This window comes from Pseudomonas nunensis (assembly GCF_024296925.1).
GTDB lineage: Bacteria > Pseudomonadota > Gammaproteobacteria > Pseudomonadales > Pseudomonadaceae > Aquipseudomonas > Aquipseudomonas nunensis.
The window spans coordinates 87,673-114,135 of record NZ_CP101125.1 but is presented as its reverse complement, the minus strand read 5'-3'; the positions used below and the strand labels follow the sequence as shown (position 1 = coordinate 114,135).

The following is a 26,463-nucleotide window of genomic DNA, read 5'->3' as shown; positions in this document are numbered from 1 at the left end:
GGATCGCCTTTTTTATTACTTCACGACCTTCAAACTAGGTCGACCGCTGGGACGCGGCGGCTCGTTGTCGGGTGGCGGGACATCATCATCCGGCTCGATCTCTTCGTCGTCTTCCATAGGCGACTCCAGATCAAACACCATGCCTTGGCCGTTCTCCCGGGCGTAAATGCCCAGGATCGACGCGATAGGCACAAACAGGGTGTGCGGCACGCCACCGAAGCGCCCTTCGAAGCTGACCGCTTCGTTGTCCATGTGCAAATGACGCACGGCAGCCGGCGATACGTTCAGGACAATCTGTCCATCACTGGCGAAACCTTGCGGCACCTGCACCGACGGATATTCGGAATTGACCAGCATGTGCGGGGTGCAATCGTTATCAACAATCCACTCGTAGAGCGCGCGGACCAGATAAGGTCGACTGGAGTTCATAGCGGCTCCTTAAGCCTTAGCGCATATCGCGTTCGACACCAGACAGACTCGCCTGGAAAGCCTCACGCGCGAAAGAGCGCTCCATGTAATCAAGCAGCGGCTTGGCAGGCCGCGGCAGTTCAATACCCAAAATCGGCAAACGCCAGAGTATTGGCAATAGGCAGCAATCCACCAGACTTTGTTCCTCACTGAGGAAAAACGGCTTGTCGGCGAACAACGGCGACACGCCTGTCAGGCTTTCGCGCAGCTCTTTACGAGCGACAACGCGGGCGGCTTCCTTGGACCGGGAATCCAGGATCAGATCCACCAGGCCACACCAGTCACGCTGAATACGATGAATCAGCAGACGGCTGTTTGCACGCGCCACAGGATAAACCGGCAGTAAAGGCGGGTGCGGGTAACGCTCATCCAGATATTCCATCACCACGGTCGACTCCCACAACGCCAGGTCACGATCGACCAGGGTGGGCAAGCTGCCGTAAGGGTTCACTTCAATCAGTTTAGGCGGCTGGCGACCAGCTTCCACATAAATGATCTCGGCGCTGACACCCTTCTCTGCAAGTACGATGCGTACTCGGTGGGAATAGTGGTCGGCGGGGTCGGAGTAACAGGCCAACCGATTGGTCACGCCCATGGCGGTCCTCCTCGCTTGTAGAAATTATCGGAAGCGGAAAAACGCGCGCGCCCAGAGGGCGCCTCCCGTAACGCCTGGCTTACCAGACTCGTTACACCTTCAGAGACGCCCCTGGGCGCGCGCGATTAACAGCAATTGCTTACAGCTTTATCAATGGACGTCTTTCCAGTATTCACGCTTGAGCAAGTATGCGAATACGAAGAAGAACGCCAGGTAGAGCAATACATAGGTGCCGATGCGCTGATGTTGCAGCTTTACCGGGTTAGCCGAGTAAGCGAGGAAGGTTACCAGATTCTTGACCTTCTCATCGAACTGCTCTTCGTTCAGGGCACCACTCTTCGGCACGATGGTCAGCTGATCGCACGCTTCATGAGTCAGCGGCGTACCGGTCAGCGGATCATACTGCTTCTTGCCGTCCTCGACGATTTGAACCTGTTTGCAGCCAACCACCTGGCGACCTTGCAGGCCGACCAGCACGTTAGGCATGCCGACGTTCGGGAACACCTTGTTGTTCACACCCCAAGGACGCGTCGGGTCTTCATAGAACGAACGCAGGTAGCCGTAGAGCCAGTCAGTGCCACGCACGCGAGCCACCAGGGTCAGGTCCGGCGGCGCTGCGCCGAACCAGGTCTTGGCGTCTGCCGGCTGCATGCCGATGCTCATGTGGTCGCCGATCTTGGCGCCGGTGAACACCAGGTTCTTCAGCATCAGATCATGAGGAATCCCCAGGTCGTCGGCAACGCGCTCATAGCGCTGGAACTTGGCACTGTGGCAACCCATGCAGTAGTTGGCGAACGTACGTGCGCCGTCCTGCATGGCCGCTTTGTCGGAAACGTCAATGTCGACTTTTTCCAGCTCCGGGCCACCGTGCTCGGCTGCGAAGGAGAACACTGGCAGAGCAGCAAGAATCAATACAGCAAATAGCTTTTTCATCAGCCAGTCACCCTTTCCGGAACCGGTTTGGTCTTCTCGAGCCTGGTGTAGAACGGCATCAGAATGAAGTAGGCGAAGTACAGGAAGGTGCAAATCTGCGACACCAGTGTCCGCTCAGGGGTTGGGGCCAATACGCCCAGCACGCCGAGGATCACGAAACAGATGCAGAACACCCAAAGCCAGATCTTGCTCAGCCAGCCCTTGTAGCGCATGGACTTGACCGGACTGCGGTCGAGCCAAGGCAGGACGAACAACATGGCAATCGAAGCACCCATGGCGATGACGCCCATGAGCTTGTCCGGAATCGCCCGCAAGATCGCGTAGAACGGTGTGAAGTACCAGACCGGAGCGATGTGCTCGGGGGTCTTGAAGGCGTTCGCCACTTCAAAGTTCGGCTTCTCGAGGAAGTAACCGCCCATTTCCGGGAAGAAGAACACGATCGAGCAGAAGATGAACAGGAACACCACCACGCCGACGATATCTTTCACGGTGTAGTACGGGTGGAAGGCAATGCCGTCCAGCGGTACGCCGTTTTCGTCTTTGTGTTTCTTGATGTCCACGCCGTCCGGGTTGTTCGAACCGACTTCGTGCAGCGCCAGGACGTGCAACACCACCAGGCCGAGGATCACGATTGGCAGCGCCACAACGTGCAAGGCGAAGAAGCGGTTCAGGGTAATACCGGAAATCAGGTAGTCACCACGAATCCACTGGGTCAGGTCGTTGCCGATGACCGGGATCGCACCGAACAGCGAGATGATCACCTGGGCACCCCAGTAGGACATCTGGCCCCACGGCAGCAGGTAACCCATGAAGGCTTCAGCCATCAGCGCCAGGTAGATCAGCATGCCGAAGACCCACACCAGCTCACGCGGCTTCTGGTACGAACCGTAGAGCAAGCCACGGAACATGTGCAGATAGACCACGATGAAGAACGCCGAAGCGCCGGTGGAGTGCAGCAGACGCAGGATCGAGCCGTACTCGACGTCGCGCATGATGTATTCGACGGAGGCAAACGCTTCTTCCGCCGACGGGGTGTAGCTCATGGTCAGCCAGACACCGGTAACGATCTGGTTGACCAGAACGAGCAGTGCGAGGGAACCAAAGAAATAGAAGAAGTTGAAGTTCTTCGGGGCGTAGTACTTGCTGAGATGGTCTTCCCACATTTTGGTCGCGGGAAAGCGCGCATCAACCCAATCCATGAACTTGCTCATCACGCTTTCTCCGTATCGACGCCAATGACAATAATCTCATCGGTCTCATAGGAATGCGGGGGAACTGGCAGGTTCAAAGGCGCAGGTTGCGACTTGTAGACGCGGCCAGCCAGATCGTAGTGGGAACCGTGGCAAGGGCAGAAATAACCACCTACCCAGTCTTTGCCCAGATCAGCAGGCGCCACTTCAGGGCGGAAGGTCGGCGAGCAACCCAGGTGTGTGCAGATACCGATCAGCAGCAGGACCTCTGGCTTGATCGAACGCGTTTCTGGATCAACGTAGGTCGGTTGTGTCGAGTTCTTGGAGGTCGGGTCAGACAACTGGCCCTCGATCTTCTTCAGATTCCCCAGGATTTCCGCGGTTCGGCGGACAATGAATACTGGCTGACCGCGCCACTCAGCAATCATCTGCTGGCCTGGCTCGATTTTGCTGACATTCACTTTCACCGGTGCACCTGCGGCTTTCGCCTTGGCACTGGGAAACCATGACCCCACGAACGGGACCGCAGCCCCCACCGCTCCTGCAGCACCCACCACGGATGTGGCTGCTACCAAGAAGCGACGCCGGCCTGCATTCACGCCGTCATTGCTCATTCAGTCCTCTCCCATCAGCTTTGTGGCCTGTTAAATCAGGCATCTACTAAGTAAATCTATGTACTTATAAAAATTTTGCCGAATGGTAATGAAAAGCCCCAATTCTGACAAGGTAATTACCCAAGGGCTCCACTGCCAAGCCTTGCAGTATAGGGGCTCTAAGGATGTGGCAAGTTGTCACAGCGCAATTCTTTAAGAAATCGCACGCATAAAAAAACGCCCAGCTCCGTGAGGAGACTGGGCGTTCTTTTGAACGTGGAAGCGAATTAACGCTTCGAGTACTGCGGACGCTTACGCGCTTTACGCAGACCAACTTTCTTACGTTCAACTTCACGAGCATCGCGAGTAACGAAGCCAGCTTTGCGCAGAGCGCCACGCAGGGTTTCGTCGTACTGCATCAGTGCGCGAGTGATACCGTGGCGGATTGCGCCAGCTTGACCACTTACACCACCACCGATCACGGTGACGTAGATGTCGAATTTCTCGACAGTCTCAGTCAGTTCCAGCGGCTGACGAACTACCATGCGGGCAGTTTCGCGGCCGAAGAAATTTTCCAGGGTGCGGTTGTTGATGGAGATGTTACCAGTACCCGGACGCAGGAAAACGCGTGCGGTTGCGGTCTTGCGACGGCCAGTGCCGTAATTTTGAGTCGCCGACATAATGAACTATTCCGTTAAAACTTCAGTTCTTGGGGCTGCTGAGCAGTATGAGGGTGTACAGCGCCCGCATAGACTTTCAGCTTACGATACATGTCGCGACCCAGCGGGTTCTTAGGCAGCATGCCTTTAACCGCGGTCTCGATCACGCGCTCAGGGGCTTTAGCGATCAGCTTTTCGAAGTTGATCGACTTGATGCCGCCCGGGAAACCGGAGTGGGAGTAGTAGATCTTGTCGGTGGTTTTAGCACCAGTTACACGAATCTGCTCGGCATTGATAACGACGATGTAATCGCCGGTGTCAACGTGAGGAGTGTACTCAGCTTTATGCTTGCCACGCAGACGGCTCGCGATTTCGGTGGCCAGACGACCCAGGGTCTGACCTGCAGCGTCGACGACAAACCAGTCGCGCTGTACTGTTTCCGGTTTAGCAGTAAAAGTTTTCATTCTTTATAGCCTCAGGGGCCGCCCTGTAAATTAGACGGCGGATCTTACTGAATAGTGCGTACTTTGACAAGTCAAAGGCAGCCGGATACAGACGCTTTCGGGGGCTCGGGTCGGCGCGTCCGTTCAACGGCAAGATTCTTCGGCGGCGGCGCATCACTTCCACTGCAGAAAGAGGTGCGCAATTATGCAGATTGCGAAAAATATTTCAACCTGCTTTTATGATTGTTTTGCCCAAGGAGCACCCGATGGACTATCGCCAGCTAGGCCGAACCAATCTGAACGTGAGTGCAATCTGTCTCGGAACCATGACCTGGGGCGAGCAAAACAGCGAGGCTGAAGCCTTCGCGCAGATAGAAAGGGCCAAAGGCGCCGGGATCAATTTCATCGACACCGCCGAAATGTACCCGGTGCCACCCAAGGCCGAAACCTACGCCACCACCGAGCGCTACATCGGTAATTACTTCAAGAGTCGCGGCGATCGTGCCGACTGGATCCTCGCCAGCAAGATCGCCGGCCCCGGCAATACCATCGACTACATCCGCGACAAAAACCTGCGCCACAACCGCCAGCACATCACCGAAGCGGTGGACGCCAGCCTCAAGCGCCTGCAGACCGACTACATCGATCTCTATCAACTGCACTGGCCGGAGCGCAGCACCAATTTCTTCGGTCAGTTGGGCTACAAGCACAAGATCGAAGCCAACCTGACGCCACTGGAAGACACCCTCGAAGCGCTCGACGAACAGGTCAAGGCCGGCAAGATCCGCCACATCGGCCTGTCCAACGAAACCCCGTGGGGCACCATGCGCTTCCTCGCCCTGGCCGAGGCCCGAGGCTGGCCGCGCGCCGTGTCGATCCAGAACCCGTACAACCTCCTCAACCGCAGCTTTGAAGTAGGCCTGGCGGAAATCGCCATTCGCGAACAATGCGGCCTGCTCGCCTATTCGCCCCTGGCGTTCGGTTTCCTGTCGGGCAAGTACGAAGGTGGCGCACGTCCACCGAAAGGTCGCCTGAGCCTCTACAGCCGCTTCAGCCGCTATTTCAACGCGCAGTCGGAAGCAGCATGCAGCCGTTATGTCGCACTGGCGCGTGAGCACGGCCTGGACCCGGCGCAGATGGCGTTGGCTTTCGTGACACAACAGCCGTTCGTGACCAGCAACATCATTGGTGCGACGACGCTGGAGCAGCTTGAAAGCAATTTAGAGAGTTTCGAGCTGAAACTTTCCGATGAAGTGCTCGCGGGGATCGAGGCGATTCACAAGGATCACCCGAATCCGGCGCCTTGATCGCCAGATAAAAAGCCTTCGCGAGCAAGCCCGCTCCCACATTTAACTGAGTTCTCCCAGAAGAATGAGGTCGAATGTGGGAGCGGGCTTGCTCGCGAAGGCGCCAGTCCAGTCAACTCAAAATCAAAGCGACCGCGCAATAATCTCCTTCATGATCTCATTGGTACCAGCATAGATCCGCTGTACCCGCGCATCCGCCCACGCCCGGGCCACCGGGTATTCCCACATGAACCCGTAGCCGCCATGCAACTGCACGCATTCGTCGAGCACCTTGCATTGCAGGTCCGTGCCCCAGTATTTCGCCATCGCCGCCGTCGGCACGTCGAGCTTGCCTTGCAGGTGCAGCTCCAGGCATTTGTCGACGAACACTCGGCCAATCTGAATTTCAGTCGCCATTTCCGCCAGTTTGAAGCGGGTGTTCTGGAAGTCGGCAATCGCCTTGCCGAACGCCTTGCGCTCGCGGGTGTAATCCAGCGTCCATTGCAGCGCTGCTTCGGCCGAAGCAAGCCCGCCGACAGCCACGGTCAGACGTTCTTGCGGCAATTCCTGCATCAGGTAGGCGAAGCCCATCCCGGCCTGGCCCAACAGGTTTTCCTTTGGCACGCGTACGTCCTGGAAGAACAATTCCGACGTGTCCTGAGCCTTCATTCCGACTTTTTCCAGGCGCTTGCCCTTGGCAAAGCCTGGCGTGTTGGCTTCCACCAGAAACAGGCTCGTGCCCTTGGCGCCGGCCTTCGGATCGGTCTTGGCGACGACGATCACCAGGTCTGCGAGAAAGCCGTTGGTGATGAAAGTTTTCGAGCCGTTGATCACATACTCATCACCGTCCAGCACTGCGGTGGTTTTCACCCCTTGCAGGTCGGAGCCGGCGCCCGGCTCGGTCATGGCAATCGCCGTGACCATCTCGCCAGACACCAGTTTCGGCAGGTATTTGTGTTTCAGCGCTTCGCTGCCGTAATGCAGGATGTACGGCGCGACGATGTCCGAATGCAGCGAGAAACCGATCCCGGTCAAGCCGAGACGACCGACCTCCTCGATCACCACCGCGCTGTAGAGAAAGTCCGCCCCCAGCCCGCCGTATTCCTCCGGCAGGTGTGAACAAAGCATCCCCGCCTCCCCCGCCTTGTTCCAGAGTTGACGGTCGATGTAGCCCTGTTTTTCCCATTGCCCATGGAACGGCACGGCCTCTTTTTCGAGGAACGTTCGCACGCTGTCGCGAAAGAGTTCGTGCTCGGAACTGAACAAGGTTCTGGGAATCATGCGGCACCTGTCGTTATTGTTAGAAGGAAATGACCTTCAGAGACTAAGCCCCGCTTCCGATACAGGACACTGGACACATCAGACAAAAAATAAGACGATCCAGCCGTCTGGTGACCACTTTCCCCTATAAGAATAAAGTTGAATTATGTCTAACCAAGTCTCCACGCCCCTGCGGCGCGTCAGCATCCTGGCTATCGACCGGGTTTTCGCTTCCACCCTCATGCAAGCCAAGGATTTCTTCCACCTGGCCAGCCTGCGCTACGGCAAACAACTGGGCCACGGCCTGACACCGGCGTTCGAAACCCGGCTGGTCAGCCCCGACGGCAAACCGGTAAACAGCTTCAGCGATGTGATCATGCCGGTAGACGGCGGCCTGGAAAACGCTGACATCATCATCCTCCCGGCCTTCTGGGACGACTTCGAAACACTGTGCAAACGTTATCCACAGGTGCTGCCGTGGCTGCGTGAGCAACACGCTCGCGGCGCGGTGCTGTGCGGCGAAGCCACCGGGGTGTTCTGGCTGGCGGAAGCCGGGCTGCTCAACGGCAAGGAAGCGACCACTTACTGGCGCTTCTTCAACGCGTTCGCCGAGCGCTACCCGCAGGTTCACCTCAATCAGGACAAACACCTGACCGACGCGGACAACCTGTATTGCGCCGGCGGTACGACCTCGGCGTGCGACCTCTACATCTACTTGATCGAGCGTTTCTGCGGCGCCAACGTGGCCCAGGCCGTGGCCCGGGACATCCTCTACGAAGTGCAGCGCAGCTACGCACCGGGCCGGATCGGTTTCGGCGGGCAGAAGCTGCACCAGGACGTGATCATCCTGCAAATCCAGCACTGGCTCGAAGAACACTTTGCCGACAAGTTCCGCTTCGAAGACGTGGCCCGCGAACACGGCATGAGCATTCGCAACTTCATGCGCCGCTTCCAGACCGCCACCGGTGACAAGCCGTTGCACTACCTGCAACGCCTGCGTATCGAGACCGCCAAGGGCTTGTTATCCGGCAGCCGCAAGAGCATCAAGACCATCAGTTATGAGGTGGGTTACGACGATGCGAGCTTCTTTGCGCGGCTGTTCCGCCAGCACACTGAGTTATCGCCGAACCAGTATCGGCAGCAGTTTCAGCAGGCGGCCTGACACCACAGAAATCCAATAATGTGGGAGCGGGCTTGCTCGCGAATGCGGACTGACATTCAACATTGATGTCGACTGACACACCGCTTTCGCGAGCAAGCCCGCTCCCACAGGGGATCTTCAGCGCACAAAAAAAGGGCCTGCATGTGCAGGCCCTTTTTATTTTCCGAAACGTACTACTTTCTTTACGCGCTAAGGCTTATGCGCCCGTGACAGGAATTCGTGAGACTGCATTTCCAGCAGACGACTCAGCGTACGCTGGAATTCGAAGTTCAAGCGACCGCCGGTGTACAGGTCTTTGAGCTCGACTTCGGCAGAAATGATCAGCTTCACGTTACGGTCGTAGAACTCGTCGACCATGTTGATAAAGCGTCGGGCGATGTCGTCGGTGGTGACGCTCATCTGCTCGACACCGCTGAGCAACACGGCGTGGAAGATCTTACCCAGTTCGATGTAATCGTTCTGGCTGCGCGGGCCGTCGCACAATTCGCGGAAGTCGAACCAGGCCACGTCATCACAGGTGCGCAAGGCACGGATTTCGCGGTTTTCGATCATCAGCACATCGTTTTCGATGGCGGCCGTGCATTCCGGCGTCAGGGCACGGAAGCTTTTGCGCAGGCTTTCGTGGGACGCTTCGTCGAGCGGGAAGTGGAACAGCTCGGCTTGTTCAAGGTGACGCAGACGATAATCGACGCCGCTGTCGACGTTGACGATGTCGGTGTTCTGCTTGATCAGCGCGATGGCCGGCAGGAAGCGCGCACGTTGCAGGCCGTCCTTGTACAAACCGTCCGGCACGATGTTCGAGGTCGCGACCAGGGTCACGCCGTTCTTGAACAGTTCTTCCATCAACGTGCCGAGGATCATCGCGTCGGTGATATCAGACACGAAGAATTCATCGAAACAGATCACCCGGGCTTCGTCGGAGAAGCGCTTGGCGATGATGGTCAGCGGGTTTTTCTCGCCACCGAGGGTCTTCATCTCTTCGTGCACACGCTTCATGAAGCGGTGGAAGTGCGTCCGCACCTTTTCCTTGAACGGCAGGGCTTCGAAGAAGGTGTCGACCAGGTAGGTCTTGCCACGGCCAACGCCGCCCCAGAAGTACAGGCCCTTGACCGGCGCCTGGTCTTTTTTGCCAAACAGTTTGCCGAACAGGCCCGGCTTGCTCTGCGAGGCCGCGACCAGATCGTCGTACAGGCGCTGCAAATGACGCACCGCAGTTTCCTGCGCGGCGTCATGGAAGAATTCCGGGCGTTTCAGATCAGCTTGATATCGTTCTAGGGGCGTCATAATTCGTTAGCAAGGCAACAAAAACGGGCCGTCACTGTAGCGACGGCCCGTGGGAATGGCAATCGGCCCTTGGTCGGGTCGAGCCGCTGATTTATTCCTGAACCGGCGTCAACGCAACGCGCAGGGCGTCGATGGCGACGTCGCGAGCGGCGCTGTCAGCGAAGGCCGGGCTGTCGCCGACGCACTCGCCTTCCAGCCAGACGCTGAAGCTCAGGTCTTCGCTGCGCACGTCCAGAGGCTGGCCCGCTTGCAGTTGCTTGGTCACCTGGCCGGCGGTTTTGCCGTCGGCAAAGTTGCGCGACAGCAGCAGTTGCTCGCCATCGGCCGCCAGCAGACGGAAGCGGAAACTGCCGTCGTCTTCGCGGAAGCTGACGAAACGCGCAGCCTTCGCAGCTTTCTTCTTGGTCGTCGCAGCGACTTGGGTCTGGGCGACGAAAGAACGCAGGCCGACCGCTTCGCGCAGTTCGTGAAGGAACGGCGTGGCCACCGAGCGAGCCTTTTTCGCGCCGATCTGCAGCATGTCTTCCAAGTCCGCCGGACGTTCGATCAACTGGTGATAGCGCTCGCGAGATTCACCCAGCTCGCTGTCGAGCAACTGGAACAGACGATTCTTCGCCTCGCCCCAACCCAAGCCTTGCAGCAGTTCGCTGCGGAATTCGTCGGACTGCGCCGGGGTGGCGAAGGCCTGGAACAGGGTGAACAGGTGCGAGTTGTCTGGATCTTTCGCTTCGCCCGGTGCACGGGAGTCGGTGACGATCCGCGAAATCGCGTCCTTCATTTCTTTGGCGCTGCTGAACAACGGAATAGTGTTGTCGTAGCTTTTCGACATCTTGCGACCGTCGAGGCCTGGCAGCGTGGCGACGCTTTCTTCGATCAGCGCCTCCGGCATGGTGAAGAATTCTTTGCCCTGGCCAAACAGGTGGTTGAAGCGCTGTCCGATGTCCCGGGCCATTTCCACGTGCTGGATCTGGTCACGACCAACCGGCACTTTGTGCGCGTTGAACATCAGGATGTCCGCAGCCATCAGCACCGGGTAGCTGTACAAGCCCATGGTGATGCCGGCATCCGGGTCTTCGCCGGTTTCGACGTTCTTGTCCACCGAGGCCTTGTAGGCGTGGGCGCGATTGAGCAGGCCCTTGGCGGCAACGCAGGTCAGCAGCCAGGTCAGCTCAGGGATTTCCGGAATGTCGGACTGGCGATAGAAGGTCACGCGATCGACGTCGAGGCCACCGGCCAGCCAGGTCGCGGCGATTTCCAGACGCGAGCGCTGGATGCGCAGCGGGTCATCGCATTTGATCAGGGCGTGGTAGTCGGCCAGGAAGTAGAACGAATCGGCATTGCTGTCACGGCTGGCGACGATCGCCGGGCGGATGGCGCCGGCGTAGTTGCCCAGGTGCGGCGTGCCGGTGGTGGTGATGCCGGTGAGGATACGGGTACGAGTCGTCATGGGTAATCGCTTGTCAGACTGCAATCAATTCGAAAGACGCGGCAGGATCAGATCCTTGAGATCGGTCAGCTTGCCATGAAAAAAGTGTCCGCATTCTGCCACTTTCAGCAGCTCATGGGGGCGATCGAGTTTGTCGGACCAGTCGTAGACGAGCTGCGGATCGATGACTTCGTCGGTTTCCGGCTGGATCAGGGTCAGCTCGCCGTGTTGCGGCAGTTGATCCTGATCGCCGAGGCGCATCACCGCCGGCGCGACCATGAACAGATGTTTCAGCTGTTCGCCCTGCGCTTCCAGGCGTCCGCCGAGGCTGGCAGCAACAAAACCACCGAAAGAGAAACCAAACAGCGTCAACGGCAATTCCGGGTGCTTGGCCCGCAGCCATTCGGCGGCCGCCTGGGCATCGTCGACTTCACCGGTGCCCATGTCGTGGCTGCCTGCGCTGGTGCCAACGCCACGGTAATTGAAACGCAGGGTCACCAAACCGGCGTCGCGAGCGGTGCGCTGCAAGGTCGACACAACTTTATTGAGCATGGTGCCGCCCTGCACCGGGTTCGGATGGCAGATCAGCGCAATGCCGCGCGGCTGCTCGTTATCCAGGTACAAACTTTCCAGTTGACCGACGGGGCCATCAATCACTACAGGGGTTTCGCGCATAAGCAAGGAAGGAACTCCGTGACCTCGAATCGGGTCGACTCGTCTAGCAAATTGTCTGTGCCAATCTATTGCGAGTGAATCGCGGTATACAGCGCAGGTTCGAGCCGTTAACGTAAAGCAAAGCCGTTTATAGAGGAAGGACTCGTGGAACACTCGCTCTTAGTTTGGTTGTTGCCGACTCTTGCCCTGGTTGTGGGTGTCGCCATTGGATTCCTGGTCGCTCGTCTGGTGCCGAACGCCGCGCCTAACCGCACGCAACGTCAGCTGGATGATATTCAGGAACGTTTCGACAGTTATCAGAACGAGGTGGTTACCCACTTCAACAGCACCGCCACACTGGTCAAGAAACTGACTGCGAGCTATCAGGACGTGCAGGATCATCTCGCCGAGGGTGCCAATCGTCTGGCCCTGGACGAGCAGACTCGCCAACGCTTGCTGGCCGCCCTGCACGCCGACGCCACCGTGGCGCCACGGGAACGCCTGACGCCACCGCGCAATCAGGAGCCGCCTCGCGACTACGCGCCAAAAGCCCCGAACGCGCCGGGCATGCTCGATGAGCATTACGGCCTGAAGAAGTAATCAGGTTTCGCGCTACGCAAAAAGCCCTCGGATTATTGATTATCCGAGGGCTTTTTTGTGGCTGATTGTTGGGTTGTCTGCACCGGCCCCTTCGCGAGCAAGCCCGCTCCCACAGGGGATTGCATTCCAAATGTGGGAGCAGGCTTGCTCGCGAAGAGGCCCTAACAAACGACACAAAAAAACCGCCCGATCTCTTGAAGATCGGGCGGCTTTTTTAACACTCGAAGCTTACTGGTACTGTTGAACAGGCTGCCCCTGCTGCTGATACTGCTGACCCGGAATAGCCTTCAGGTTGACCTCGACCCGGCGGTTCTGTGCCCGGCCATTGACGTCGCCGTTGCTGGCAATCGGGTTATCCGGGCCGGCGCCACGGGCCGACAGGTTGGCACCGCTGACGCCTTGGGATGTCAGGTAAGTCGCCACGCTCTGGGCGCGACGCTGAGACAGGTCCATGTTGTGCTGACGGGCACCGGTGCTGTCGGTGTAGCCGACGATCTCGATCTGATTCTGGCTGAACTCCTTGAGCGAGCCCGCCAGGTTGTTCAATGGCTGATAGAAGCTGGAGGCGATGTTCGCCGAATCGGTGGCGAACGTGATGTTGCCCGGCATGATCAGTTTGATCTGATCGCCCTGGCGCTGCACTTCAACCCCGGTGTTGGCCATGCTGGCCCGCAGCTTTTTCTCTTGCTGGTCGGCGTAGTAGCCGTAACCGGCAGCGGAAGCCCCCACCACCGCAGCGCCAATCAGTGCGCCCTTGCCACGATTATCGTGACCGATCGCGGCACCCGCCAAAGCACCCGCCAGGGCGCCGAGGCCGCCGTACTTGGCGGTTTTGCTCATGCCTTGGGAACCGCCATCGGCCTGTCCCTGATTGTCATAAGGATTAGGTGAAGCGCAGCCAGACAACAAGGCCACAGCAGTTGCGACAATAATCAAACGCTGCTTGGTGAACATGAAGAGCTCCTACTTTTTGCATTCTGAGGTGCAACGGACCAAGGCATCGGCCTATGCGGGCGTTGGATCATTTGCGCGAGTAAAAATTCCGCTGGTTACAATTCAGGCCCGCACAAACGGGTTCTCGCGCATTTCATCACCCAGACGCGTATCAGGACCATGGCCAGTGACCACGGTGGCTTCCTCGTCGAGGGTATACAGCCGCTGCTTGATCGACCGCACGATGGTCGCCTGATCGCCACCCCACAAATCCGTGCGCCCTACCCCACGCTTGAACAACGTGTCACCGGCAATCAGCAGCTTAGCCTCTGAAAACCAAAAGCTCATGGAACCTGGCGTATGCCCCGGCGTATGAATCGCCACGCCACAGCCGCAAGCCAGTTCTTCGTCATCGGCCAACCAGCGATCCGGCGACGGCACCGGCGTGTACGGCACGCCGAACATCTGGCATTGCATCTCCAGATTGTCCCAGAGGAATTGATCTTCTTTGTGCAGATGCAGGGTCGCGCCGGTTTTCTCCTTCAACTGACCGGAGGCCAGGAAGTGATCGAGGTGCGCGTGGGTGTGGATGATGGTTACCACCTTCAGGCCCAAGGCGTCGAGACGGGCAAGGATCAGTTCGTGATTGCCACCGGGATCGACGACGATGGCTTTCTTGGTGACGGGGTCGCCGATGATGGTGCAGTTGCACTGGAGCGGGCCGACGGGGAAGGTTTCGCGGATGAGTGCGGAACTGGGAATGGTCATGGACTTTGATGGCCTGTGCTGAACGGAAGGCAGTGAATATGGCTTCAGGATTCTACGCCACTCGCCGATACAGATCGCCAGGCCAGTTATTTGACGCCATTAATCAGAAAAGTAGTGGCCATATGATGCCAAACGCATCGTTTCTGGTGCAAAATCGGACTTTTGTAGCGGTCGCATCCAGGAAGGGCCGCAGCGCACTCAGGAAATTCGCATGCCTACGCCACTCACTTACTCCTTCAGCTTTCCGTCGACACTCACTGGCAACACGGCAGTCAACAGCCTGTTATCGGGCAATTACTGGTTAGGTGCCAACTGGAGCACGAATCAGTCTTCGACCAATCTCAGCTACAGTTTCATTTCGGAAAGCACTTCGTATTTCGCCACTAACTACAGTGCCAAGAACGAGTACACCGACGCTTATGAGTTGACGAAGGCACAGCAAAGCGCAGTCGTCAGCGCCTTGAGTACCTGGAGCGCGGTCGCCAACATCAAGTTCACACTGACCAGCGATAACGCGACAAATGTCGGCGACTTGCGCTTCGGTGGTTATGCGCAGATGGATAGCGATGCGGCGGCTTGGGCGTATCTTCCCGATAACTCGCCCAAAGCGGGTGACGTATGGATCGGCCCGGCCACGGACGAAGTGAACCCGAGCAAAGGTTCTTACGACTACCTGACATTTGTGCATGAAATCGGCCATGCAATCGGCCTCAAACATCCATTTTCAGCGTCGGCGAGCAACCCGACGATCCTCGACGCATCACTGGACGATGTGCGATTCACGGTCATGAGTTACAACGACTCGTATGCGTACCAGCCTACGACCCCCATGTTGCTGGATATTCTCGCGATCCAGAGCTTGTACGGTGCCAATATGCTTTGGCAGACCGGTAACAACGTCTACAAGTGGGCACCTGACCAATCGGTGTACGAAACAATCTGGGATGCGGGAGGTAACGACGGCATTGATGCCAGCAACCAACTGGCGGCTGTCACCATCGATCTCAACGAAGGCCATTTCAGCCAGATAGGCAAAGCTTTTCTCGACCTTACGACCCTGACTAACTTCAATCAGGGTTTGGCGATTGCCTACGGCACAAAAATTGAAAATGCCTACGGTTCCTCCTTTGACGACGTGCTGATCGGCAACGACCTGGACAATACCCTGGTCGGATTGGCCGGTGCCGACACCATGACCGGTGGCGCAGGAAACGACACTTATTACGTCGACAACGCGGGCGATACAGTCATCGAGACAGGTACTTCGCTGACAGAGATCGATACAGTCTTCGCTGAAATCGGCTATGTACTGGGCGCCAACGTTGAAAACCTCACGCTGTTGGGCAGCAGCAATCTGTACGGTATCGGCAACACACTGAACAACACGATCATCGGTAACTCGGGGAATAACTTCATCGATGGCGGCGCCGGCGCCGACACGCTGATCGGTGGTAACGGTGATGATATCTACCTGGTCGAGAACGCCCAGGATGTGATCATCGAAACCAACGCTGCGGGCAGCGGGATCGATACCGTACGAGCTTCGTTGAACTGGGCCCTGGGCGCCAACCTGGAAAACCTGGAGCTGTTGGGTAACGCGAACCTCAATGGCAATGGCAACGAACTGAACAACGTCCTGACCGGCAACGATGGCAACAACATCCTCGACGGCCTGGGTGGCGTAGATACGATGATCGGTGGCGCCGGCAACGACATCTACGTCCTCGACCAGTTCGCCGAACTCGGCCTGGTCCAGGAGCTCGCCAATCAGGGCAGCGATGGTCTGTACATCACCTACGGGGTGAGCGCGCAGACCAACGTCGTCAACCTGAACCTGAGCAACCTGCAGAACATCGAAAACGTCACCTTCGCCGGTAACGGAACCTTCACCGTGGTAGGCAATAGCCTGAACAACAGTCTGTTGGGCAACGTCGGGATCAACGCGTTGTACGGCGGCGCGGGTAGCGACTACCTCGACGGCGGGGCTGGCGCCGACTTCCTGTATGGCGGCACTGGCAACGACGTCTATGTGGTGGATAACACAGACGACAAAATCATCGAAGCGGCCGGCGAGGGATACGACAAAGTCCTCAGCTACGCCAATTTCGTGATGTCCGACAACATTGAAGATGGTCAGTTACTCGGCAGCGCAAATATCAGCCTGACCGGTAATGCATTGAACAACACATTGACCGGCAACGCGGGAGGCAACGTCCTCGATGGCGGTGCTGGTGCCGATACCCTGGATGGCGGTGCAGGCAACGACACTTATTTTGTCGACAACATCGCAGACGTCATTATCGAGCGTGGTACCTCGCTCACGGAAATCGACACTGTTTACTCGCTGCTGAGCTGGACCCTGGGCGCCAACCTGGAAAATCTCACGCTACGTGGCCATGAATATCTGTATGCCATCGGCAACACGCTGAACAACACGATCATCGGTAACTCGGGGAATAACTTCATCGATGGCGGCGCCGGCGCCGACACGTTGATCGGTGGTAACGGTGATGATATCTACCTGGTCGAGAACGCCCAGGATGTGATCATCGAAACCAACGCCGCGGGCAGCGGGATCGATACCGTACGAGCGTCGTTGAACTGGGCCCTGGGCGCCAACCTGGAAAACCTCGAGCTGTTGGGTAACGCGAACCTCAATGGCAATGGCAACGAACTGAACAACGTCCTGACCGGCAACGATGGCGACAACATCCTCGACGGCCTGGGTGGCGTAGATACGATGATTGGTGGCGCCGGCAACGATGTCTACGTCCTCGACCAGTTCGCCGAACTCGGCCTGGTCCAGGAGCTCGCCAATCAGGGCAGCGATGGTCTGTACATCACCTACGGGGTGAGCGCGCAGACCAACGTCGTCAACCTGAACCTGAGCAACCTGCAGAACATCGAAAACGTCACCTTCGCCGGTGACGGAACCTTCACCGTGGTAGGCAATAGCCTGAACAACAGTCTGTTGGGCAACGTCGGGATCAACGCGTTGTACGGCGGCGCGGGTAGCGACTACCTCGACGGCGGGGCTGGCGCCGACTTCATGTATGGCGGCACTGGCAACGACGTTTATGTGGTGGATAACACAGGCGATAAAGTCATCGAAGCGGCTGACGAGGGATACGACAAAGTCCTCAGCTACGCCTCATTCACCCTGTCGGACAATGTCGAAGAGGGTCAACTGCTCGGTACCAGCAGTGTGAGACTTTATGGCAACTCGCTGAATAACGTGCTCACAGGTAACTCGGGCAACAACAGTCTGGATGGCGGCATGGGCACTGATATTCTCACTGGCGGTGCGGGAGCGGACAAATTCATCTTCAGTGCTGTCAACGAGATCGGCCTTGGCGCCAACCGCGACGTCATCACTGATTTCAACAGCTCGCAAGGAGACAAAATCGACCTTTCCTGGTTCGATTCCAATCTTCTGGTCCCAGGCAACAGCACCTTCAGCTTCATCGGTGCGAATGAGTTCTCGGGTGCAGGACAATTGCGCTTCGTTGATCACATTCTCTCAGGCAACGTCAGCGGTAATGCCGGTCCGGACTTCGAAATCCAGCTGGTGGGGGTAGACAGCTTCAGCGCCAACAACCTGGCTACCTGGTCGGTTTGACCGTAACGAAATAGCCGGCTTGCGGAACAGGTCGGTATACAAACAAAACGCCCCGACTGATTCGGGGCGTTTTTGTTTGTGATTACACAGCGCTTCGGTTAGCCCAACACTCCCAGCTCCTTCGCCCGCGCCACGGCTTGTGTGCGCCGCTCCACCCCAAGCTTGCTGTTGATATGGCTGGCGTGGGTTTTCACAGTGTGCAGGGAAATAAACAACCGATCGCTGATTTCCTGGTTCGAACAACCTTGGGCGATCAACCGCAAGACGGCCAGCTCGCGGGTGCTCAGGGTTTCCGCGCCTGGGGATAACTCCAACGCCGGACGCGAGGTTGCGGCAGGCAGTTTTTCTGCAAGGTTTTGCGAAACCGCCGTCTGGCCCCCCAGTTGAAGTTGCCCGCGCAACCAGTCCGAATGCTCAGTCAGCAATCCGTCAAACGGTTGCAGCACACCACCGGCTGCCGCTTCCAGCGCTTGCGTCAGCGCCTTGCGCGCCTCGGGCTCACGCCCACCCGCCAGCAGCAACGCAATCTTCTGCGTCAGGGCCATCACGCTGAGCATCTGCCGGCCCGTCTGCTGCCCGTGCTCCAACAGCGCATTCAACCGCCCTTCCGCCAGCATCGGTTGGCCTTTAATCACATCAAGCAACGCTTGCTGCAATTCGATATGCAACGGCAGCTGCGGATGGAATTCCGGCGGAGCTGCCGGACGCTCGCCATTGTAGGTCTGGCCCAACCGCGTCAACCACGCTTCTGCCAGGTCAGTGCGGCCCTGGGCCAGCCAGAGCTCGCATTTGACCAGGGTGATCATCGCCAGGTAGTAGATCGGCGGGACGTCCCAGATGTGCATCAGCCGTTCGGCCTCGGCGAGTTCGGCGAAGGCTTTGGCGAACTCACCGCTGCTACCGTCAAGCCTGGCGATCACGCAGTGGCCGATCAAAACGCTGATATCGCGGCAGGCCCGGGCCTCGCTCAAACCGGTCTGCAAACGTAAGCGTGCGGCCTGTGGCTGCAAGCGCAGGGCCAGCAAGAAACCTTCGTACAAAATCAGTCGGGCCCGCACCGCGTAGAGCCGTTGCGGCGACAATCCGTGCAGGCGTTGCAGGCCCTGGCGGACTTCATCCAGCGAACGCAGGATTTCCCCTCGGGCCTGCAACACGCGGGCGCGGTCGTAATGGGCCAACGCTTCGAATAATGGATTGCCGACGCGCTGCGCCAACTCCAGGGACTCACGGTTCAACCCCCGGGCCCGCCACAAGTCGCCATCGGCAATGGCCAGGTTGGACAAGGTCGAGAGACACATCAGGCGCTGGCCGTAGCGTTTGGCCGGCAGGCTCTCCAGCGCTTCGCTGCAATAGAGCAGCGTCAATTCACGATTGCCGCGGCCCCGGGCGATGATGCCGCTGAGGGCCAGCCATTGCGCCAGCATCGACTTCTGCGCCGTGGCCGATGGCGCCGGCAGGAAGCGGCTCAAGTGATTGGCCAGTTCTTCGGCGGCATCCAGCTGACAGGCCAGCCCCAGCGCCCAGCTGTAGAGCACGATCAGCCGTGGCGTGCTGATCAGCAGGCTGTCGGGCAAGTCCATTTTCCAGCGCAGCAGCATGCCGACGTTTTGCTCCGCCAGCAGTTGTTCTTCAGACAGGTTTTGCACCAGATTCGCCGCGACATCCAGATGCCCGGCGCGCAACGCTTGCTCCACCGCTTCATCGAGCAAGCCTTGGGCATTGAACCAACGGCAGGCGCGCAAATGCAGGCTCGCGGCCGGCACCAAGGCCTGGGTCTTGGGTCGCGTACGCAGCAAGTCGGAAAACAGATGGTGATAACGGTACCAGTGACCATGCTCGTCCAGCGGCACCAGGAAAACCTGATGGGCCAGCAGGAAGCTCAGGATTTCCGCGCTGTCATGGGCCTCGCGCACGGCGTCGCACAGCTCGCTGCAAAAACGCTCCTGAGGCGCGGTGTCATACAGGAATGCCTGTACTTCGGCCGGTAAACAATCGATGACTTCTTCCAGCAGGTAATCGCGGATCAGCCCTTCCCCGCCATGCAGGGACTGCGGCAACGCACCCTCGCTGCCGGCTTCGGAAGCCGCCAACAGCCAGAAACGCAGCCCGGCCACCCAGCCTTCACTGCGCTGGATCAGGTTTTCCAGCGCCTCGCCGCGCAATGAGCTGCTGTGGCGATCAAGCAGGGTCAGGGCTTCGTCGTGGGTCAGGCGCAGGTCTTGCTCATGCAATTCGAGCAATTGCCGCGACAGACGCAGGCGCGCCAGGTGCCAGTCGGGACGTTGCCGACTGGTGACCATGACCAGCAAGCCATCGGGCAAATGATTGAGGAAGAATTGCAGGCAGCGATCGAGCACCGGGCCCTGGGCCAAATGGTAGTCATCCAGCACCAGCAACAGAGGCGTACTCGGCGATAAATGCACGGCCAGTTCATCCAGCAGACCGTCCAGCCACTCTTCGAACGCAAACGGTTGATGGCGTTGACGCATTTTCAACAGCCCGAGCGCCTTGCTGCCCAGTTGCGGGAAATAGTCCTGAAGGCCCTCGAGCAAACGCTCCAGGAAACGCCCCGGATCATTGTCTCGCGGACTCAGCCCCAGCCACAGGCTTTGCCAGTGCGCCGGCAAGCCCTGACAGAACTCCACCGCCAGCGAACTCTTGCCGAACCCTGCCGGGGCGCTGACCAGCAGCAACCGCCCACCCAGCCCCGCGCTCAGGCGTTCGCACAAGCGAGGTCGCAGCACATGGCCGTCAGGCAGCGGTGGCCGGAAGAAACGCCCGTCCAGTGCCGCGACGGCAACGCTTGCAGGACCCGGAAGTGGGGACAGATCAGTCATGGCCGGCTCTTGTTTGAAATGCTGTTGGCGGCGTTGCAGATGTCCGCAGACTAGCGGTAAACGAAGAGGTATTGAAGGCAGTTGCTACAAATGGCTACAAAAAGACTACAACCCGATAACCGCACCGAATCTGAATCCCTTGTAGCAGCTGCCGAGCAGCGCGAGGCTGCGTTCGGCTGTGAAGCAGTCGTGAGACCAGGCGACGCGGTGCATCAGGAAGACCGTGCACTCAGGTTTTACGACTGCTTCGCAGCCGAACGCAGCCTCGCGCTGCTCGGCAGCTGCTACGACAGGCCGTTATGGACTTCCAAAAAAAAACGCCCCGAACCAGTCGGGGCGTTTTTCGAGGATGCGGCCTCTGTCTACAGCGTGTTAGCGAACACCATCCTGACGCAGTGCAGCCGGAGTGAAGTCGCTGGTGGTGGCGGTGAAGCCGAAGTCATACGCCGATTTCTCCTCGTTCTTCATGCCCAACGCCAGATAACGACCCGATTGCAGGTCATACAGGGTTTCCAGGGCGTACCACGGCACTTGTTTGTCGTAGTAGTTCTCGGCATGGGCTTCCGCGACGCGCCACAGCTGATTACGACCATCGTAGTGGTCGATCACCGCAGCCTGCCAGGTGTCTTCGTCGATGTAGAAGTCACGCTTGGCGTAGATGTGGCGCTGACCTTCCTTCAGGGTTGCAACCACATGCCAGACCCGGCGCAGCTCGTAACGAGCCAGGTCCTGGTTGATGTGGCCGGCCTTGATGATGTCGGCGTATTTCAGCTTCGGATCGTCGAGCTTGTAGCTGTCGGAGGCGATGTACATCTCTTTCTTGCCTTCGAGTTTCCAGTCGTAGCGATCCGGCGCACCGTTGTACATGTCCAGGTTATCGGAGGTACGCAGGCCATCGGCGGCAGTACCCGGCCCGTCATAGGACACTTGCGGGGCGCGACGTACACGACGTTGACCGGCGTTGTAGACCCACGCCGAACGCGGTTCCTTCACTTGGTCGAGGGTTTCGTGCACCAGCAGCACACCACCGGCCAGACGTGCCGGCGCGGTTACTTTCTGCTTGAAGTAGAACAGGATGTTGCCCGGGTTTTTCGGGTCGTAGTCCTTCATTTTGTCGCGGAACACGAACTGATCCTGGAAGTACACCAGGCTGAACGAGCCGTTCGGCTGTGGCGTGGCCTGGGTTACCAGACGCGTCACGCTGCCGCCGCGATAGCGGGTGATGTGGTTCCAGATGACTTCGACGCCGCTTTTCGGAATCGGGAACGGTACGGCGGTTTCGAAGTTTTCCAGGCCGTTGCCGCCGGACACGAGGTTAGTGTTGGTGGCGTTTTTCTTGATGGCGGCAAACACGTCATCCGGCACTGTGGCACCGCGATGGGACGGGTAGACTGGCATCTTGAAGGTTTCCGGGTAGCGCTTGAACATCGCGTACTGGCCCGGAGCAAGCTTCTCTTTGTACTGGTCAACGTTCTGCGCGGTGATGGTGAACAGCGGTTTTTCACTGGCATACGGGTCGGACAGGAAGCCCTTGCTGTCGACAGTGCCGGCATTCTTCGCCAGGGGTTTCCAGGCCGGGATCGAACCGTCGGCATTGCCTGCCATCTCGGCGCCCATCGGCGTCAGGCTCTTGCCCAGCTTGTCCGCTTCAGCGGCAGGCACCGCGGCCATGACGCTTGTCGCCAGCAGCGACAGCCCCAGAACACCGGCGTGGAACAGACTCTTTGTTATTTTCATATGTGTGTTCGTCCTGAAAAAGCAGTGCTTAGAAGTTCACGCCGAAGCTGAGCGCAACGAAGTCGCGGTCGTCGACGGTGGTGTACTTGCCATCAAAGAAGTTGGTGTAGGCCAGGCTCGCCGTGTAGGTGTTCTGGTATTCGGCATCGACACCCAGGCTCACCGCTTTGCGACCTTCCTCGAAGTTGCCGCCAGGGCCAGGCGAGTAACCGCTGACGTCATGCGACCAGGCCACGTTCGGCTTGAGGTTTACACCGGCGAATACGTCGTTGTATTCCCAGATGGCGCGACCGCGATAACCCCACGAGGTCGCCGTGGTGAAGCCTTCGTTGGTGCAGTTACGGCTGCGGTTGTTCTGTGGCGAACCAGGACCGGCGCCATTGATGGTGCTGGCGTTGAGGATGTTGGCGCAGGTATTGGCGGTGCCGGTAGCCGGCAATTCACCCGGACCGTAGACCGGATCACGGCCATAACGGACATCGGAAGTGCTTTCCAGGCCGCCGACGTGGGTCACGCCCACTTCACCGACCAGGGTCAGACGGCTGGCGCCCATGACTTGGTCAAAGAAGTGCGTCAGGGTGGTCTGGAACTGGGTGACTTCCTTGCGACGATAACCGTGCAGGTCCTGGCCCGGCACGCCGGTCAGCAAGGACGCATTGGACAAGGCACCACCAATAGGACGCACACCGGCGAACAGGATGTCGGTGGAGTTCAGTTGCACCGGCGCGTTCGGACGGTAGCTGATCTCACCGCTCCACGCCGTACCGGTAGGCAGGGTGGTGGAGAAGCTCAAGCCGTACAGACGGATGTCTTCCGGGTATTCAACGAAGTATTCCGAGTTGCCTGCCACCAGCAACGGGGCGAGTGCCGCAAACGGCCCTGGCAGCGCTCGTGCAGTGTTGTAGACCGATTGCGGAGCACCGGTGGCGCTGAAGATCGGCGCACGGCTGTGGTAGTTCATGAAGTAGGCGCCGAACTCGGTATCCAGCGGGTCGAACATGTACTTCAGGGACGCGCCCCACTGGCCGCTGTCACGGGCGTCGCGATCGCCGCCACGACGGACCAGCACGCCTTCTTCGTTGACATCGACACCCGCGCCAGCCAATGGACCCAACGCCACGGCCGGGATCTGCGAACGCTTGTTCAGCACGCGCAGGTTGCTGTCGCAACCGTCGGCAATGATGTCTGGCTGGGAGAAGAACGTGCCGCAGTTATCGACGACAGTCTGGTCCCATTCGAGCTGGTAGAAGGCCTCGGCCGAGAGGCTTTCGGTCAGGCTCTGGGACACGTAGAACATGTTGACCGGAATCAGGCCTTCCTTGATCTCGGCACCCGGACGACGGAACGCGGACACGTCGATCGGGTTGATCGAGTTGATGCCGCCGCCGATAAAGGTACTTTCACCCCAGCTCACTACCTGCTTGCCCAGACGCACGGAACCCGGCTGATCGGCAATGGAGTAGTTGTGGTAGACGAAGGCGTCGAGGATCTGGCCACCGGCGGACTTGGCGCCTTCCTTGCGGTTGTTGTCGCTGATGTCCTTGAACTCGCGACTTTCGTCCTTGAGTTCAAAGTCGTACCAGTATTTACCGCGGACGAAGACCCCGGTGTCGCCGTATTTCAATTCAAGGTCGTGGATGCCCTTGAAGATTTTCGAGAAGGTTTCCCCGCTCTTGAAGTTTGCGTGACCGTCATCGGACGTCTGTGACAGGCCGTGGCCGCCGTTGTTGACGCCGATAAGGTTCTTGTTGGGACTCTGAGTAGACCAACTGGCACCGATCGACAGGGATGAGTCGAACTGACCTTCGATTTCACCGACGTTGAAACTGACGCCGAATGCAGGCCCGGCGAGCGAAGAGGCGAGACTGACCGCCAGGGGCAATTTCGCCCGGCGCCAGAACTGGTTTACTGATGTCATCGACGCTACTCCATGTGCATTATTGTTATGGCAGTGAGTACTTTTAAAAACGTTGTGGAAGACCGGAAGCCAAGGCGTCCCGAATTCATTCCCAAGGTGCATCGCCCCGTTTGTGCGTTTGCTCCGTTCTTAAAAATCCTTGAGCGGACTATAGCCAGCAGGTAGTACTGCTTGATCCCTCTAAAGTGTGATTTGCAGCTGCCGGCCACTCTGGAACAGTCCTTTCGCCAGTCCGACACATGTCGGCACGGCAAGGATGGCTGAAAATTTGGATTTCACAAGCCAAGCGCTTGCTTGGTGGGGCTGGCGTGCCTTTTCGGGCACGCCAGCGGGGTCAGAAAACGCTTAAAGCGTCGAGAGGAAGGTGCTGTTGTTGGCCTGCCATTCGGTGATGTCGAGGCGGATACGCTTCTTGTCGAGCTTGCCGACACTGGTCTTGGGAATTTCAGTAACAAGGGCGATCTGACTCGGGATCGCCCACTTGCTCAGGTGCCCCAGCTCGACGAACGGCTTGAGGTGCTCCTTGAGTTCACGAGCCCCGATCTCATGCCCTTCGCGGATCACCAGCAAGGCAAACGGCCGCTCGCCCCACTGCGGATCGGCGATTCCCACCACTGCTACTTCGCGTACCGCGACGTGACGACTGATCAGGTCTTCGAGGTCCAGGGAGGAGATCCACTCGCCGCCGGTCTTGATCACGTCCTTGATCCGGTCGCGAATGTCGATCACGCCCATGCTGTCCAGGGTCGCCACGTCACCGGTGTGCAACCAGCCGCCGGCCCAGAGCTCGGCGCCCTTCTGCGGTTCGTTGAAATAACCTTCGGTGAGCCACGGCGCACGCAACACCAGTTCGCCCTGGGTCTCGCCGTCGGCAGGCAGGAAGTTGCCGTCGGTATCAACAATCGCTGCCTCCACCAATGGCCCAGGCACGCCGGCCTTGATCCGGTAAGTGGTGCGTTCGTCTTCGGTGCCGGCCATCAACTCGTCATTCAGGTGAGCACACGAAACCAGCGGCCCGGTTTCCGACATGCCGTAGGCGGCGGTCAGTTGAATGCCCTTGGACTTGGCGTTTTCGTACAACGTACGGTTCAGTGCACTGCCGCCGATGACGATTTTCCAGCCGCCGAAATCGGTGCCTTGCGCGGCTTTGGCATTGAGGACCATTTGCAAAATGGTCGGCACGCAGTGGGAAAAGGAGACCTTCTCCTTGCGCCACAGCTCCACCAGGTATTCCGGGTCGTAGCGGCCGGGGTAAACCTGCTTGAGCCCCAGCATCGTCGCCACGTATGGCAAGCCCCACGCGTGCACGTGGAACATCGGCGTGATCGGCATATAGACGTCGTTGGTGCCCAGCAGCCGCACGCTGTCGATGGAACCCATGATGGTCGACACGCCCATGGTGTGCAGCACCAGTTGCCGATGGGTGAAGTAAACGCCTTTCGGATTGCCGGTGGTGCCGGTGGTGTAGAAGGTGGTCGCGACGGAGTTTTCGTCGAAATCCTGGAAGTCGTACTGCGTGCTCGCAGCGGCCAGCAGTTGCTCGTACTCGCCGATGAGGTTCGGCAAGTCGGCGGTTTTTTCCGGCAGGTCGGTCAGCAGCAGGGTTTTCTCGACCGTCGTCAGGTGCCCGGCGATCGCCTGGTAAAGGCCCACGAACTCACTGTTGACCAGCACGAAGCGGTCCTCGGCGTGGTTCATGGTGTAGAGGATCTGTTCCGGTGACAGGCGCACGTTGATGGTGTGGATCACCGCGCCGATCATCGGGATGGCGAACATGCATTCCAGGTAACGATGGCTGTCCCAGTCCATCACCGCCACGGTATCGCCGGCCTTGACCCCGGCCGCCGTCAGTACGTTGGCGAGCCGTGCGACCCGTTCGATCAGGGTCGGATAGCTGTAGCGCAACTGGTCGCGGTACACGATCTCGCGGGTTTTCTCGTAACGAGCGCCGGACATCAGCAGTCGTTTAATCAGCAACGGATACTGGTAGGCGCCTTCGGCTGGCGGGATAACGCGAGTCTGCAACATAAGAATCCCTTTTCTGACTGCACGGTCTTGGCTTTGGAGAGAAGCACTTTAGAGCCGTTATACGCCAACC

General features: G+C 58.5%; 21 protein-coding genes. 4 read left to right on the top strand and 17 right to left on the bottom strand.

Annotated elements, in window-relative coordinates; all coding sequences use genetic code 11:
• Positions 1–15: 15 nt before the first annotated feature.
• The 7 genes from NK667_RS00550 to rplM all read right to left on the bottom strand — a co-directional run bounded on the left by NK667_RS00550 (position 16) and on the right by rplM (position 4,902).
• Entirely contained in the window at positions 16–429 is a 414-nt protein-coding gene (locus NK667_RS00550) for a ClpXP protease specificity-enhancing factor (RefSeq protein WP_054045578.1), read from the bottom strand.
• 16 nt (positions 430–445) lie between these two features.
• On the bottom strand, positions 446–1,063 hold the full coding sequence (locus tag NK667_RS00545; protein ID WP_008155978.1) for a glutathione S-transferase N-terminal domain-containing protein: 618 nt from the start codon (positions 1,061–1,063) through the stop codon (positions 446–448).
• A 150-nt stretch (positions 1,064–1,213) separates the two neighbouring features.
• The gene (locus NK667_RS00540) at positions 1,214–1,996 is read right to left on the bottom strand and encodes a cytochrome c1 (RefSeq protein ID WP_054045580.1); all 783 of its coding nucleotides are present in this window, start codon (positions 1,994–1,996) and stop codon (positions 1,214–1,216) included.
• A complete protein-coding gene (locus tag NK667_RS00535) occupies positions 1,996–3,207 on the bottom strand; it encodes a cytochrome b (protein ID WP_054045582.1) in 1,212 nt (403 codons plus the stop codon). The genes NK667_RS00540 and NK667_RS00535 overlap by 1 nt, the downstream gene beginning before the upstream one ends.
• Positions 3,207–3,800, bottom strand: a complete 594-nt coding sequence (petA, locus tag NK667_RS00530; RefSeq protein WP_054045584.1) for a ubiquinol-cytochrome c reductase iron-sulfur subunit — start codon at positions 3,798–3,800, stop codon at positions 3,207–3,209. Before petA ends, NK667_RS00535 begins: the two co-directional genes overlap by 1 nt.
• Before the next feature lie 266 nt (positions 3,801–4,066).
• The gene (gene rpsI / locus NK667_RS00525) at positions 4,067–4,459 is read right to left on the bottom strand and encodes a 30S ribosomal protein S9 (RefSeq protein ID WP_003216038.1); all 393 of its coding nucleotides are present in this window, start codon (positions 4,457–4,459) and stop codon (positions 4,067–4,069) included.
• A 14-nt stretch (positions 4,460–4,473) separates the two neighbouring features.
• Positions 4,474–4,902, bottom strand: a complete 429-nt coding sequence (rplM, locus tag NK667_RS00520) for a 50S ribosomal protein L13 (protein ID WP_007905295.1) — start codon at positions 4,900–4,902, stop codon at positions 4,474–4,476.
• A 245-nt stretch (positions 4,903–5,147) separates the two neighbouring features.
• Between rplM and NK667_RS00515 the strand changes: the two genes are divergently transcribed.
• Positions 5,148–6,188, top strand: a complete 1,041-nt coding sequence (locus NK667_RS00515) for an NADP(H)-dependent aldo-keto reductase (protein ID WP_054045586.1) — start codon at positions 5,148–5,150, stop codon at positions 6,186–6,188.
• A 123-nt stretch (positions 6,189–6,311) separates the two neighbouring features.
• On the opposite strand, the gene NK667_RS00510 is transcribed toward NK667_RS00515, so the two are convergent.
• Positions 6,312–7,448, bottom strand: coding sequence for an acyl-CoA dehydrogenase family protein (locus tag NK667_RS00510; protein WP_054613556.1), 1,137 nt, complete (start codon positions 7,446–7,448; stop codon positions 6,312–6,314).
• A gap of 244 nt (positions 7,449–7,692) precedes the next feature.
• Here NK667_RS00510 and NK667_RS00505 point away from each other — a divergent pair, with 244 nt between their 5' ends.
• Positions 7,693–8,589, top strand: coding sequence for a GlxA family transcriptional regulator (locus NK667_RS00505; protein WP_177331411.1), 897 nt, complete (start codon positions 7,693–7,695; stop codon positions 8,587–8,589).
• A gap of 189 nt (positions 8,590–8,778) precedes the next feature.
• Here NK667_RS00505 and zapE read toward each other — a convergent pair whose 3' ends face one another.
• The 3 genes from zapE to NK667_RS00490 all read right to left on the bottom strand — a co-directional run bounded on the left by zapE (position 8,779) and on the right by NK667_RS00490 (position 11,974).
• Positions 8,779–9,873 (bottom strand): cell division protein ZapE, encoded by a 1,095-nt coding sequence (zapE, locus tag NK667_RS00500; RefSeq protein ID WP_054613554.1) that lies wholly within the window; start codon positions 9,871–9,873, stop codon positions 8,779–8,781.
• A gap of 91 nt (positions 9,874–9,964) precedes the next feature.
• A complete protein-coding gene (locus NK667_RS00495) occupies positions 9,965–11,320 on the bottom strand; it encodes a tryptophan--tRNA ligase (RefSeq protein ID WP_054613553.1) in 1,356 nt (451 codons plus the stop codon).
• Positions 11,321–11,344: 24 nt separating this feature from the next.
• Entirely contained in the window at positions 11,345–11,974 is a 630-nt protein-coding gene (locus tag NK667_RS00490; protein WP_054613552.1) for an alpha/beta hydrolase, read from the bottom strand.
• A gap of 144 nt (positions 11,975–12,118) precedes the next feature.
• Here NK667_RS00490 and NK667_RS00485 point away from each other — a divergent pair, with 144 nt between their 5' ends.
• The gene (locus tag NK667_RS00485; RefSeq protein WP_054045597.1) at positions 12,119–12,553 is read left to right on the top strand and encodes a Z-ring associated ZapG family protein; all 435 of its coding nucleotides are present in this window, start codon (positions 12,119–12,121) and stop codon (positions 12,551–12,553) included.
• A gap of 228 nt (positions 12,554–12,781) precedes the next feature.
• On the opposite strand, the gene NK667_RS00480 is transcribed toward NK667_RS00485, so the two are convergent.
• The gene (locus NK667_RS00480) at positions 12,782–13,507 is read right to left on the bottom strand and encodes a YiaD family glycine zipper/OmpA-like lipoprotein (RefSeq protein WP_054613551.1); all 726 of its coding nucleotides are present in this window, start codon (positions 13,505–13,507) and stop codon (positions 12,782–12,784) included.
• A 102-nt stretch (positions 13,508–13,609) separates the two neighbouring features.
• Entirely contained in the window at positions 13,610–14,254 is a 645-nt protein-coding gene (locus tag NK667_RS00475) for an MBL fold metallo-hydrolase (protein WP_054045601.1), read from the bottom strand.
• Between the two features lie 211 nt (positions 14,255–14,465).
• Here NK667_RS00475 and NK667_RS00470 point away from each other — a divergent pair, with 211 nt between their 5' ends.
• Positions 14,466–17,873 (top strand): M10 family metallopeptidase, encoded by a 3,408-nt coding sequence (locus NK667_RS00470; RefSeq protein ID WP_054613550.1) that lies wholly within the window; start codon positions 14,466–14,468, stop codon positions 17,871–17,873.
• A gap of 98 nt (positions 17,874–17,971) precedes the next feature.
• Here NK667_RS00470 and NK667_RS00465 read toward each other — a convergent pair whose 3' ends face one another.
• The 4 genes from NK667_RS00465 to NK667_RS00450 form a co-directional block, all read right to left on the bottom strand.
• Positions 17,972–20,710 (bottom strand): winged helix-turn-helix domain-containing protein, encoded by a 2,739-nt coding sequence (locus NK667_RS00465; protein WP_054613549.1) that lies wholly within the window; start codon positions 20,708–20,710, stop codon positions 17,972–17,974.
• A gap of 372 nt (positions 20,711–21,082) precedes the next feature.
• Positions 21,083–22,447, bottom strand: a complete 1,365-nt coding sequence (locus NK667_RS00460; protein WP_054045606.1) for a DUF1329 domain-containing protein — start codon at positions 22,445–22,447, stop codon at positions 21,083–21,085.
• 28 nt (positions 22,448–22,475) lie between these two features.
• A complete protein-coding gene (locus NK667_RS00455; protein ID WP_054045608.1) occupies positions 22,476–24,365 on the bottom strand; it encodes a DUF1302 domain-containing protein in 1,890 nt (629 codons plus the stop codon).
• Between the two features lie 345 nt (positions 24,366–24,710).
• Entirely contained in the window at positions 24,711–26,393 is a 1,683-nt protein-coding gene (locus NK667_RS00450) for a fatty acid--CoA ligase (RefSeq protein WP_054045610.1), read from the bottom strand.
• Between the last annotated feature and the right edge of the window lie 70 nt (positions 26,394–26,463).